Source organism: Comamonas kerstersii (assembly GCF_008801935.1).
In the GTDB taxonomy this organism is placed as follows: domain Bacteria; phylum Pseudomonadota; class Gammaproteobacteria; order Burkholderiales; family Burkholderiaceae_C; genus Comamonas; species Comamonas kerstersii.
Map to the genome: position 1 here is coordinate 12,340 of NZ_VZOT01000005.1, position 13,010 is coordinate 25,349.

The 13,010-nt window shown below is 61.2% G+C and carries 7 protein-coding genes; 4 read left to right on the top strand and 3 right to left on the bottom strand.

Annotation, left to right across the window (positions count from 1 at the left end):
• Window positions 1–192 precede the first annotated feature (192 nt).
• Both F7P80_RS08915 and glnE read right to left on the bottom strand, forming a co-directional pair.
• Window positions 193–1,392 carry an HD-GYP domain-containing protein gene (locus tag F7P80_RS08915; RefSeq protein WP_151044148.1) on the bottom strand — a complete coding sequence of 400 codons (1,200 nt, stop codon included), beginning with the start codon at window positions 1,390–1,392 and terminating at the stop codon, window positions 193–195.
• 73 nt (window positions 1,393–1,465) lie between these two features.
• Complete coding sequence (gene glnE / locus F7P80_RS08920; protein WP_151044152.1) at window positions 1,466–4,219, bottom strand: bifunctional [glutamate--ammonia ligase]-adenylyl-L-tyrosine phosphorylase/[glutamate--ammonia-ligase] adenylyltransferase; 2,754 nt, start codon at window positions 4,217–4,219, stop codon at window positions 1,466–1,468.
• Window positions 4,220–4,327: 108 nt separating this feature from the next.
• Between glnE and F7P80_RS08925 the strand changes: the two genes are divergently transcribed.
• The 4 genes from F7P80_RS08925 to F7P80_RS08940 all read left to right on the top strand — a co-directional run bounded on the left by F7P80_RS08925 (window position 4,328) and on the right by F7P80_RS08940 (window position 11,820).
• A complete protein-coding gene (locus F7P80_RS08925) occupies window positions 4,328–8,308 on the top strand; it encodes a YhdP family protein (protein WP_151044157.1) in 3,981 nt (1,326 codons plus the stop codon).
• Window positions 8,309–8,311: 3 nt separating this feature from the next.
• Complete coding sequence (locus tag F7P80_RS08930) at window positions 8,312–9,130, top strand: carbon-nitrogen hydrolase family protein (protein WP_151044160.1); 819 nt, start codon at window positions 8,312–8,314, stop codon at window positions 9,128–9,130.
• 89 nt (window positions 9,131–9,219) lie between these two features.
• On the top strand, window positions 9,220–11,157 hold the full coding sequence (locus tag F7P80_RS08935; protein WP_151044526.1) for a sensor histidine kinase: 1,938 nt from the start codon (window positions 9,220–9,222) through the stop codon (window positions 11,155–11,157).
• A gap of 18 nt (window positions 11,158–11,175) precedes the next feature.
• Window positions 11,176–11,820: a response regulator transcription factor gene (locus F7P80_RS08940; protein ID WP_054065419.1), complete on the top strand. Its 645-nt coding sequence runs from the start codon at window positions 11,176–11,178 to the stop codon at window positions 11,818–11,820.
• Window positions 11,821–11,855: 35 nt separating this feature from the next.
• Here the strand turns inward: F7P80_RS08940 and mnmA are convergent, their stop codons facing one another.
• On the bottom strand, window positions 11,856–12,977 hold the full coding sequence (mnmA, locus tag F7P80_RS08945; protein ID WP_151044163.1) for a tRNA 2-thiouridine(34) synthase MnmA: 1,122 nt from the start codon (window positions 12,975–12,977) through the stop codon (window positions 11,856–11,858).
• Window positions 12,978–13,010: the final 33 nt, after the last annotated feature.

The window sequence follows — 13,010 nt, forward strand, 5'->3', positions numbered from 1 at the left end:
AGGCTGCGAAGCGTCTTGGTGTGAATTAAGAGAGGGAGGGAGGAGATGCACCCCAAGACTGACAATCTTTCGAAAAAGACAGGCTTCGCAACACGAAACTGGCGGGATCAGAGCCCGGACATAACGATATGAGCGCGGCTTTTTAGATTAGTTCCAAAAAAACTTCACACATTTCGTGATGTCATGAATCGATCATAGGGCCAGCAGTTTTTCCAGGGGTAGGCGAACCATCACATCTTTGTGTGCGACAGGACTGACAATCTTCCAGGCCGGCTGCGCGGTATCGCGCGGCAGCGGCTCACCAGTTGCCATGCCTGAGCGGTTGAGCAGCACTGCCACACGCGGCGTGGCAGCCGATGCACCGCGGCGCACCACTACGCCGATTTCGCCACTGGCCAGCTTCACCCATGCACCAGGCGGGTAAATGCCCAGCGCCTTGACCAGCGCGGCACCTGCCTCGTCCATGGACTTGGTTTCATCGTAATAGCTGGCCTGCATGGCAGATGTTACGGACATGGGCTCACGTGTGACACGTGGTGCAATGCGTGCACCAAAGATATCGGCCCGCTGAATCAGCCGCGCCATCTGCTGACCCAGTGTTTTTTCCGCCAGTTTCCCGGGAGCACGGTGGTGGTGGGTCCTGACCGCATCCAGCCACAGAGGATCGGTCACCCCCATGGCGCGCAGGATGCAGACCGATACATCTGAATGCATGTCCACCTCCTGTGCCTGCTGCGCTGTCAGCGGTGTGGTCTGCTGGGCCAGCTCGTCCTGCAGCCTCGCCATGCCGATGTTCATGCTCAGCGCTGCACGCCCCAGGGGCAGGACGCGGTTTTCCGGCCAGCGCAGGGTCTCACCCGCCACCGTCATGCAGATGGCAGACACCAGCATGGCATGGGTCGCGCAGTAGTACTTCGTCTCTTCTGCAGACATCTGCATCAGCGCAAGCAAGGTGGCATCGGGCTGCTTGAGCAGATAGCGGCGCAGACCAGCGAAGAGATCCTCAAAGCGCGACAGAAAATCCGATGCCTCGGGGTTGCGCAGCAGCTGCGTCAGACCGAGCTGCCACTCACGCCAGGGTGGAGGGCTGTTGTCCTGAGTCTCACTGGCTTTGGCCGCACGCTGCTCCAGCGTCAAGTTGGCAATTTTTTTCAGCGGCGTATCTGACAGCAGCAGGGACTGCAGCTGCGCCAGAAAGGCGCGGTAGCTATCTCCGGACTCATCCGTGTCCACATACAGCGTCTGCCCGCGCGCGATCAGCACGCGCAGATCGTCGGCAGAGCGAATGACATAGCCCTTATTGGCCAGCAGCGCGCCACCCACCCCGCGCAAGGCAAAAGGCAGGGGCTTGCCAAAAGGGATGGTGGAGACATTGAGTTCAACGAGATTCATACAAATCCAACACAGTTGAACGTATTTTTACATTCTGAAGCACAAGTGCCTGTGCCGGGCGTGGGACGACCCTTCATTGGTCTGCAAAAACCGCCTGCCACAAGGCCAGCACCGCATCCCGGTGGGTCGTGACCAGGGCTTCAGGGACCAGGCCGCTGCCCTCATCCAGACGCGATGTGTGCTGCATGCGGCGCAGTTCCCGATACGCCGATGCTGCCGCCTGGCCCACGCCCACTGGCAGCAGACCCGCTTTTTCAGCACGCTGCAGCAGCGCAATATTGCCCAGATTGGCCACCAGCTCCGGATGCTGCGCAGACTGCGAGAGCACCAGGTACTGCACGACAAACTCGGCATCGAGCATGCCACCGCGGCTGTGCTTGACGTCAAACCAGTCTCCTCGCACGGGGTGTGCACTGCGCACGCGCTCACGCATGCTGACAATTTCCTGCTTGAGCGCCTGCGCATCACGTGGCGCGGTAATCACCGCCTCGCGCACGGTATCAAAGCGCTGGCGCAGGCTGTCGCTGCCCAGCACGAAGCGGGCGCGCGTCATGGCCTGGTGCTCCCAGGTCCATGCGGTATTACTGCCCCGCTGCTGCTGGTAGTTCGCATAGGACTTGAAGCTGGTCACCAGCAGGCCAGAGTTGCCGTTCGGTCGCAGGGCTGTATCGATTTCATAGAGATCACCCTCGCCCGTCTTCACCGTGAGCCAGTTGATGAGCTTGCGCACCCAGGCGGTGTAGATCTCAGGGGCGTTGTCATCCTCATCGTCAAAGATGAACACTATGTCCAGGTCGCTGCCGTAGCCCAGCTCCTTGCCGCCCAGCTTGCCGTAGCCAATGATGCCGAACTGCGGATCTTCGCGGTGGCGCTGTTTCAGGCGCTGCCAGCACCACTGCGCTGTGACACGCAGCACGCTGTCAGCCAGCGCACTGAGATCATCCGCCACTTGCTCGACCGTGATCGCGCCTTCAATGTCACGCGCCAGGGTACGGAAGATTTCCGCGTGCTGTGCACGGCGCAGCAGATTCAGCAGGTTTTCGTCGTCGTCCTCACCCGTGCTTTCCAGTGCAGCCAAGCGCAGCGCCATTTCCTGCTCAAACGCGGCCGCGTCAAACCGCTCGCTAAACAGCTGGTCGCTGGCCAGCTCATCAATCACACCAGGGTGCTGCTGCAGATAGCGTGCAGGCCACTTGGCGGCGCCAAGCAGATCCAGCAGGCGCTCATGCACGGCAGGGCGTTCCAGCAGCAGTGCCAGATAGCTTTCGCGGCGCAGCAGTGGCTCCAGCCAGTCAATAAAGCGCAGGGCAGCCGTGGCTTGCAGGCCATCTTGCTCCTGGCCCACGCGCTGCGCGGTGCGCTGCACCAGCCGGAACAGTCGGGCACGCGCTTCGTCGCGCAGACCTCGTACCTTGATGTTGTCACGCCAGCCCATGAGGCGTTCGGCCATCAGCGGTGGCAAATCCTCAATCAGTGTCTCCAGATCCGGTGCGCTGGCAGTCTGGGTGGCACGTGGCCCATTGCAGTTACCGCTAGGGCACTGGCCGGACTGGCTGCCACCCAGCAGGGTGTCAAACTCCTGCGCCACCAATTCGCGGTGTGCGTCCAGCTGCAGCAAAAAGCCACTGGCATCACTAAAGCCCATGGTGCTGGCGATCCACTCCAGGTCATCGTCACGCGTGGGCAGCACATGGGTCTGCTGATCGTCCAGGTACTGGATGCGGTGCTCCACATTGCGCAAGAAGACATAGGCCTGCGCCAGCTGCTCGGCGGTTTCCGCAGGCATCAGGCTGGAGCGTGTCAGGCGCTGCAGCGCTTCCAGTGTGGGGCGGCAGCGCAGTTCTGGGAACTGGCCGCCACGCACTACCTGCAGCAGCTGCACGGTGAATTCGATTTCGCGAATACCACCGCGCGAGAGCTTCACATCATTGGCGCGCTCGGGGTGGCCCGCACTGCGACGCATGGCATGTTCGCGGATCTGCCGGTGCAGGCTGCGCAGTGACTCAAATACGCTGTAGTCCAGGTATTTGCGAAACACAAAGGGCAAAACCACATTGCGCAGCGCCTGCACATTGGGTGCACGTACGGCATCCAGCGGCGCCACCACTCGGCTCTTCAGCCAGGCAAAACGCTCCCATTCGCGGCCGTGGATCTGCAGATAGTCTTCCAGCGAAGACAGGCTGATGGCCGCTGGCCCAGAGTTGCCGTGTGGGCGCAACGCCAGATCCACACGGAAGACAAAGCCATGCTCCGTGGTGTCGCCAATCAGGTTGTAGATGGCCTTGACCGCCTTGGAAAAGTATTCATGGTTGCTGATCTTGCCGCGACCATCGGGCAGCCCCAGCGTCTCGCCTTCGTGCTCATAGACATAGATGAGGTCAATATCGCTGGAAACATTGAGCTCCCGCGCTCCCAGCTTGCCCATGCCAATGATCCACAGCGGCACTTCCTGGCCTTCAGGGCCGGCAGGTCTGCCGTGACGGGCGTCCAGCTCCTGGCGCACCTGGGCACAGGCGCGATCCAGCGCAAGCTCTGCCAGTTCCGTCACGCCACGCGTGACCGTGTGCAAATCGGCCTGGCGGGCACAATCGAGCGTCATCAGGCGCTCCATGACCAGCTGACGCACCACCCGCAACGCGGCAGACAGATCCCAGCCCTGCTCCTGCTGCAATCGCTGCAGCGCCTGCTCCATGGTGGCACGCACAGGAGCGCCGGGAGGCAAAACGTCCATGACATCGGCATAACGACGATGGAGGCGCTGCCAGAAACGCGAATGCGATGCGGCAAGAGAAGCCGTGGGCGCTGGAAGATGGTCTGCGATCTGCATGCTTGGCACTTTGGGGTACAAGTTCACAGGTTCTCCGCGCCGTTACACCTTGTGTCCTGCACCGCAAAAAGCCGACAGGGGATAATCCCATCGCCTGTGAACCTTTGAATGATCGATCCGAGTCCCCTGCCATCCCGCCTGTTGCACGTTTTTTCCCATGTGGCCCGCTGGTCACTGGGGCTGGTGCTGGCTTTCTGGATCTTGCTTGCCACAGCCTGGGGGACTCTCCATGGATTCATTGTGCCGCGAATTACAGAGTGGCGCGCAGAAATCGAAGGCTTGGCGACGCAGGCGCTGGGGACTCCCGTTCGCATTGACGCCATCTCGGCACAGTCTGACGGCATTTTCCCCACCATACACCTCTCTGGTGTCAGCATTCTGGATGCGCAGGGCAGGCCAGCACTGCAGCTGCAAAGCGTGATTGCTACAGTTTCTGCACGTTCCTTGCTGCGCCGCGGTCTGGAGCAACTCTACATTGATGCCCCCACCCTTGACATCCGACGCTTGCGCAATGGCCACTGGCAAGTTGCTGGCATAGACCTCATGCAAGGCAGTTCCTCAGACAGCTCTGCACTGGCATGGCTGCTGGAGTTGCCAGAGCTGGTGATACGTCAAGGCCATGTGCATTTCACGGATGAGCTGCGCGCCCCTGATGCCGTGCAGTTGCGCGATGTCGATATCGTGCTGCGCAACCGCCACTGGAGCCATGTGCTGCGCATCGATGCTACGCCGGCCGCAGGAGACAGCGAGCGCATACAGCTGATCGGCGCCTTCCGCCAGCCCTTGCTACCCTCTTCACTAGCCCCCTGGGAACGATGGAGTGGCCAGTGGTATGCCAGCCTGCAGCTGCAGCAAGTCCCCACCCTGCCCTGGCCCCAGGCCTGGGGCATACAGACACTGGATGGCATGGGCCACGTGCGTGCCTGGCTGGATGTGGAAGATGGGCAGCCCATAGGCATCACCACCGACCTGGCGCTGGGCCATGCACGCGTGGACTGGCTGGATCCAGACATTCCTCCCTTGGAACTGCAGCAGCTGCAAGGGCGCCTGGAAGGCCGCTGGCAGCCACACAGCTGGAGTGTGCAAGCCCAGGACTTGGGCTTTCGCGCTGCCAACGGTCGGCCCTGGCCACGCAGCAGCTGGTCGGTCAGCGCGGTGGGCAGCGTCTCTGCGCCCGACAGCACCCAGCTTGAACTGCAGCAGGCCGATCTTTCTGTGGCCAGTGATGTGGTGCAGTCCCTGCCTGTCCCGACCTTTATCCGCGAGGCTGCCGCGCGCTGGCAACCACACGGCACCCTGCACAAGCTGCAGCTCAAATGGCTGGCATCCGGCACATATCAGGTCAACGGACAGGTGGCAGCACTGGCGCTGCAGCCACAAACTGCCGCAGAAGGCCCAGGGATTCCTGGCTTCGAAGGCCTGGATACGGCCTTCGAGTTCAGCAACACTGGGGGAAAAGCGGCCCTGGGTATGCGCGATGGTGTGCTGCACTTTCCCGGTGTTTTTGAAGAACCCGCCATCCCCTTCCAGCAGCTGCAGGCACAGCTGCAGTGGCAGATCCAGGGCGACCACGTCAAGGTAGAAGTTCCCAAGGCCAGCTTTGCCAATGCGGATGCACAGGGCGTGATGCAGGGCTTCTGGCACACCGGCGATACGGCATCTGAGCGCTTTCCCGGCTATCTCCAGCTCAATGGTCAGCTTGCTCGCGCCAATGGCGCACGGGTCTACCGTTACCTGCCTCTCGAAATTCCGGAAATGGCGCGTCACTATGTGCGTGACAGCATCAGGCAGGGTGAAGGACGCCAGGTGGAGTTTGAAGTCAAGGGGCTGCTGCGCGACATGCCTTTTGATCAGCCGGGCACCGGGCGCTTCTACATCAAGGCGCCTGTGAGCCATGTGGTCTATGACTTCGCACCTGCGACACTGGTGGACACGGGCACAGCACCTGCCTGGCCCATGCTGACCGACCTCAGCGGCACCCTGGTCTTTGAAGGTGCCTCCATGCAGGTCCAGCAGGCCAGCACAGGCTTTGCCGGGCACCAGGGCCTGCGCATGGAGACGGTGTCAGCCCATATTCCCGATCTGCAGCATCCACGCCTCACGGTCAAGGCAGCTGGCCGCCCGGATCTGGGGGCTGCCTTGCAGTTCGTGCGTCACTCTCCGCTGACTGCACTGACCGAACATGCGCTGGATGCTGCACAGGCCAAGGGGAGTGTGCAACTGGCGTTTGACCTGGAGCTCCCTATCGAACAGCTGGAGCACAGCAAGGTGCGCGGCCATGTGGGCTTTGCGCACAATGCACTGCAATTTCGCCCGGAAGCACCTCTGGTCCAGCAGCTCCAAGGCAGCGTGCAATTTCACGAACAGGGCTTCAGCCTGCATGAGGTGAAAGGCCAGACCCTAGGCGGAAGCTTTCGCATGCATGGCGGCATGCCTGACCTGCAGGCCGGGGTGCAGCTGAAGGCCGAAGGCGTAGCCACCGCAGAAGGACTGCAAAACGACCGTGCCGTGCCGCTGGTTGCACAGATTGCCCGCCATGCCAGCGGCCAAAGCAGGTACCAGCTGGACATCACCGCCGATGCACAGGGTCAGCGCATTGCCGTGCACTCCGATCTGCAGGGCATGGCACTGAAGCTGCCCGCCCCCTTGCAGAAAGACAGCGACGAAACACTGGATCTGCGCGTCACCCAGACACTGAGCCCGGCACACATGCACAGCCTGCAGGTGGATGTAGCAGGACGTGGTGAAGTGCGCTACACGCTGGACACTTCCAGCGCCACCAGCCAAGTCGTAAATGGCTATATCGCGGTGGGTCAGGTGCCACCAGCTCCTCCGGAACAAAACTCCGTGCTGGCAGATATACGCCTGCCTGAGCTGGACCTCGATGCCTGGCAGCAGGTGCTGCAAACCGAACCAGCGACGGGCCATGCAGACAGCCACACACCTGCAGATGTGCAGATGTGGCTGCCCCGGCAACTGCACATCGATGTGGGCCGTCTGATCCTGCGCGGCAGAGAGCTGCAGGACGTGCATGCAGAACTCACCCATGCGGAGCAGCGCTGGCGCGGCAAGCTCAGCGGCAAGCACTTTGCGGGCACGGTCGAATATCGCGAGCCTGATGCAGAGGACACCGCGGGCCATCTGTTTGCACGGTTTTCGCGCCTGGCTATCCCGCAGTCTGAAGCCAGTCAGCTTGACACGCTGGCGCAAACCACCGCGGAAGCAGAGCCTGAGTCTTTGCCCGCACTGGATATCAAAGTCGAGCAACTGGAAATTGCAGGCAAACAGCTGGGCACACTCCAGCTCAAGGCGCGCAATCACGCCGGCCCTTTTGGCCGGGACTGGACACTCGAGCAATTTGATCTGAACACACCCGAAGCACTGTGGCGCGCCCATGGCATGTGGGGCATAGCCTCACAACAGGCCGCGCCAACGACACAGCTGGGCTTTATGCTGGAGCTGCACAACGCCGGACAGCTGCTGGAGCGCTTTGACATGCCAGGGGTGGTGCGCAATGGCCAAGGTCGTCTCAATGGTCAGATCAGCTGGCAGGGTTCACCGCTGACTCCGCAATGGGACAGCATGGATGGCAATGTGCACATGCAAGTCGACAAGGGGCAGTTTCTCAAGGTAGAACCTGGCATGGGCAAGCTGCTGAGCGTGCTGAGCCTGCAGTCGCTGAGCCGCCGCATCACTCTGGATTTCCGCGATGTGTTCAGCCAGGGCTTTGCTTTTGATTACGTGCGCGGCGATGTACACATTGCGGACGGCGTGGCACGCACCAGCAACCTGGAAATGACAGGTCTGAATGCCGCCGTGTTCATGGCAGGCACTGCCAGCCTGGTGGATGAGACGCAGAATCTGCAGGTCGTCGTTGTTCCAGAGATCAATGCCATGACCGCCTCGCTGGCCGCCACGGCCATCAACCCTGTGGTGGGCGTAGGCAGTTTTCTGGCCCAGATGTTCCTGCGTGGCCCGCTGATGGAAGCCGCCACCCGCACATTCCAAGTCACCGGTACATGGGCTGAGCCCGTGGTGGAACCTGTACGCAACCAGGCAGCGGCACCCACCCTGCCCGCCAAGGAGTGAGTCATGAAAGTTGCTGTCTTGCAAATGGTCTCAACCCCTGATGTTCAGGACAACCTGGCCAGTGCCGAAGCACTGGTCACAGAGGCTGCGGCACAGGGCGCAGAACTGCTGGTACTGCCCGAATATTTCTGCGGCATGGGCATGCAGGATAAGGACAAGCTGGCCTGGGCAGAAGCGCGTGGCGATGGGCCCATTCAGGCCGCGCTGTCGTGCTGGGCCAAGACCCATGGTGTCTGGCTGGCAGGGGGCACCGTCCCGATTCAAACGGACACTCCGCATCGCGTACACAACACCTGCATGCTGTTCAGCCCCGAAGGTGCATGCACGGCGCAGTACGACAAGATCCACCTGTTTCGCTTCAGCACGCCGAAAGAACATTACGATGAATCCGTGGTCATTGCGCCAGGCGCGCAGCCTGTGGTGGCACAGGTGCAGGACCGCAGCGGACACACCTGGACTGTGGGACTGAGCATATGCTATGACCTGAGATTTCCCGAGCTATACCGCATGTACACTGCGCTAGGAGCTCATATTCTGATAGCTCCAGCAGCCTTTACCTACACCACAGGACAGGCCCACTGGGAGCTGCTGCTGCGTGCACGCGCCGTAGAAAACCAGTGCTGGATGCTGGCAGCTGCACAAGGCGGCCAGCACGTCAATGGCCGCCAGACCTGGGGACACAGCATGGTGGTTGATCCCTGGGGACAAGTGGTCGCAGAGCAGACAGCTGCTGGGATGGGCATTCGTTATGCAGTGCTGGACACTGCACTCTTGCAGCAGGTGCGCCAGCGCCTGCCTGCGCTGGAACACCGTTGTTTGTAAATCCGCTTCAACCTTGGCCCTGGCAGCGCTGGCACAGCGCCTGGCGCAGGTGGTCTTTGTGGACGCTGCTGGTCGTCCTGGTCGTTGCCATGCTCATCATCATGGTATGGCTGGCTGGGCGCTATGAAGCGTCGCAGGTGCAGGACAAGCTCGACCGCGACACCGCACAGGCCGTGGTCGAAATCCGCGCGGGGCTGAATCGCAACCTGCAGGACATGCAGGCCGTCAACGCGCTGCACGCCACCCCGGAAGAATGGAGCGTACGCGTGGCCGAGATGCTGCAGGTACGCCGTGAGCTGCTGCGCATTGAATGGCGTGACGCACACATGCGCATCCTGCGCGCCGCCCAGAGCCCTTACCGCTCGGTGGACTGGGAAGACGCCACGCGCGAAGAGTCCTTCAGCAATGCGATCGCCGCCTGCTCCAACGCCAAGCGCACCAGCAGCCCTGCCTATTCCCCCAGCTACTTCCAGCTGCTCAATGACTCCACCGGCGCCGAGCTCATGGAGGTCTGTCTGCCCCAGCTCGAAGCTGGGCAGCTCAAAGGCTTCATGGTGGGCACATATTCGCTGCACAACATCCTGCAGACCCAGCTGAGCAAGAGCCTTACGCAAAGCCAGGAAGTCTCCTTCACCGAGCCTGATGGCACACGCCTGGCTCTGGTGGGTGCCGCATGGCGTGGCTCCCGCGTATTCACCTCCCAACAGCTGCTGGACCTGCCCGGCAACACCATGGTGCTGCGCATGGACAGCTGGCACCGCGCCCCCAGCGTCTTTCCGAATGTGCTGACGGCCTTGGTGACCGGCATGGCGATTGCACTGGTGTCCGTGCTCATCGTGCTGGTGCGTGACAACCGCCGCCGTCTGCGTGCAGAGCGTGACCTGGGCGATGCCCTGGCCTTTCGCAAGGCCATGGAAGACTCCCTCATCACCGGCCTGCGCGCACGCGACCTGCAAGGCCGCATCAGCTATGTGAACCCCGCCTTCTGTGCCATGGTGGGCTTCAGCGCCGAAGAGCTGCTGGGCCAGAGCTTTGCCCCCTACTGGCCCCCTGAGCTGGCGGAAGAATATGTGAAGCGCCAGGCCAAGCGCCTGGCAGGTGCGATTCCTGCCGCCCGCGAAGGCCATGAGTCGGTCTTCATGCGCAAGGACGGTACGCGCTTTCCTGTGCTGATCTTTGAAGCACCGCTGATCAATGCCCAGGGCCAGCAGACAGGCTGGATGAGTGCCTTTGTGGACATCACCGAGCAGCGCCGCATGGAAGAGCTGTCCCGCGCCTCACAGGAACGCCTGCAGGCCACGGCACGTCTGGCCACCGTCGGCGAAATGGCCTCCCTGCTCAGCCACGAGCTGACGCAGCCACTGATGGCCATGTCGAGCTATGCCAATGGCTCACTCAACATGCTCCAGAACGATGGTGACCTCCGCCTGCTGGATGCCGACACCCTGCGCCAGCGCCTGCAGGACCTGCAATCGGCCATGCAGCGCATAGCGTTTCAGGCAGACCGCGCGGGCAAGGTCATCAAGAGCGTGCGTGATTTTGTGCGCCGTCGCAGCCGTGCCCACGAAAGCATTACGGCACAGGAGCTGCTGGATGCCGTGCTGCCGCTGGTGCGCCTGCAGGCCAGTAAATCCGGGGTGCTGCTGGATATTTCCATCGAGCCACGCCTGCCTCCGGTGCTGTGCGATGTCACCATGATCGAGCAAGTGCTACTCAATCTGGCGCGTAATGCCATGCAGGCCATGGAAAATATGGCCCCTGGCCTGCGCAAGCTGTCCATCTCCGCACAGTGGGATGAGAGCGCTTCACGCGTGGCCTTTTCTGTCATGGACCAGGGCAGCGGTATTCCTCCGGAAGTGGCAGAGCAGTTGTTCACGCCATTTTTCACCACCAAACACGAAGGCATGGGTCTGGGTTTGAGCATGTGCCGCACGGTGCTGGAGCAGCATGGTGGAGAATTGCGCTATCGCAGCAATATTCCGCACGGGACGGTATTTACCTTCAGCCTTCCCGTGCAAAACGACTGAGAGATTTGAGCTGAGCTTATGGAACCAGTGACCAATGCCACGGTATATGTCGTGGATGACGATGCAGATGTACGCGACGCCCTGGCGTGGCTACTGCGCTCACGCCGTCTGTACAGTGAAAGCTTTGCTTCGGCCGAAGACTTTCTGAAGATGGTGGAAGAGCGCGCCCTGCCCAGACAGCCGCAATGTCTGCTGCTGGACGTGCGCATGACCGGCATGACAGGTCTGGCGCTGTTTGACCTGCTCAAACAGCGTGACGGCTTCATCCAGACGGTGCCTGTGATTTTCCTGACCGGCCATGCCGATGTGCCCACGGCCGTGCAGACCGTTAAACAGGGCGCTTTCGACTTCTGTGAAAAACCGTTTTCCGACAATGTGCTGGTAGACCGCATCGAGCAGGCTCTGCAGCAATCTGCGGTCTACCTGGAAGAAACCGCCCACCGCCATGCCTTGCTCAGCCGCCTGGCCGATCTGACCGAGCGCGAAAAAGGCGTGATGAAGCTGGTAGTGGAAGGCGTGCCCAACAAGCTGATTGCCGACCAGCTGGACATCAGCGTGCGCACTGTGGAAGTGCACCGTGCACGGGTGTTTGACAAGATGCAGGTCAAATCCGCCGTCGAACTGGCCAACGTGCTTCGAGCTCACGGCCAGCTCCCCCAGTAAAAAAGGCAGCTTCGCTGCCTTTTTTGTTGTCTGCCTCAGTCCTTGGGATCCACAGCGGCAATGATGCCGCCGCCCAGACACACTTCTCCGTCATACAGCACAGCAGACTGCCCTGGCGTCACCGCCCATTGGGCTTCCGGAAAGTCCAGACGGAAGTGGGTGTTGCTGGCCTCGCTGCCGATGATGGCGGGTGAATCGGGCTGGCGATAGCGTGTCTTGGAACCATAGGTACCAGGCGCTGGTGGATGACCCGCCACCCAGCTGGCGCTATCAGCATCCAGGCGGTGCGACAGCAACATGGGGTGGTCATGGCCCTGCACCACGCGCAGCACGTTCTTGTCCATTTCCTTGGCTGCCACAAACCAGGGCTGGTGATCGCCCGCGCCACGTGCAGCGCCCTTTTCCTTGACCCCGCCAATACCCAGACCAGAACGCTGGCCCAGGGTGTAGAAGCTCAGGCCCACGTGCTTGCCCAGACGGCGACCACGGTCGTCCAGAATCCAGCCGGGTTCCTTGCTGATATAGCGGTTCAGAAACTCGCGGAAAGGGCGCTCACCGATGAAGCAGATGCCTGTTGAGTCTTTTTTCTTGGCGTTGGGCAGGCCGATTTCTTCGGCAATGCGGCGCACCTCGGTCTTGCACAACTCGCCCACGGGGAACATGGCCTTGGACAGCTGTGCCTGATTCAGGCGGTGCAGAAAGTAGCTCTGGTCCTTGGTGTTGTCCACGCCCTTAAGCAGCTCGAACAGACCGGTGCTTTCGTTCTGGCGCACGCGCGCGTAATGGCCCGTGGCAATCTTCTCTGCCCCCAGGCGCATGGCGTGGTCCAGAAAGGCCTTGAACTTGATCTCGGCATTGCACAGCACGTCCGGGTTGGGCGTGCGGCCTGCCTGGTATTCGCGCAGAAACTCGGCAAACACGCGGTCTTTGTAGTCCGCAGCAAAGTTCACATGCTCGATTTCAATACCGATCACATCGGCCACGCTGACGGCATCCAGAAAGTCCTGGCGGCTGGAGCAGAACTCGCTGTCGTCATCATCTTCCCAGTTCTTCATGAAGATGCCGACCACATCATGGCCCTGCTTTTTGAGCAAATACGCAGTAACTGCGGAATCTACGCCGCCGGACAGGCCAACGACTACACGGTGCTTGGTCATAGCGAAATTATGGCTGTGCGCCCGCAGCGGCGT